Annotated in this window: 1 protein-coding gene; it reads left to right on the top strand. The window is 52.7% G+C overall.

What is annotated here, in order from left to right:
- The coding region (locus KDM89_RS21545; RefSeq protein ID WP_230428019.1) for a GTP-binding protein at positions 1-300 on the top strand (300 nt) is incomplete at both ends.

Below are 300 nucleotides of genomic sequence, written 5' to 3'. Positions count from 1 at the left end.
AGAAGGTCTGATCATCGTCGATACACCGGGCCTGAATGCGATCGGTACTGAGCCGGAACTGACGCTGAACCTGATCCCGAATGCACATGCGGTCCTGTTCATTCTGGCCGCCGATACCGGTGTAACCAAGAGCGATATCGATGTCTGGCGTAATCATATAGGCTCAGGTATGGGCCGTATGGTGGTGCTCAATAAGATCGACAGCATGTGGGATGAATTACGCACGAATGAAGAAACCGAACAGCAGATCGCGCGTCAGGTCACTACCGTCGCACAGACGCTGGCATTAGAAGAGAAACA

This window comes from Cognatundibacterium luofuense (genome assembly GCF_018139685.1).
Lineage (GTDB): Bacteria > Pseudomonadota > Gammaproteobacteria > Burkholderiales > Burkholderiaceae_D > Undibacterium > Undibacterium luofuense.
The sequence above is the reverse complement of the archived record's forward strand: the minus strand, read 5'-3'. Positions and strand labels throughout refer to the sequence as shown.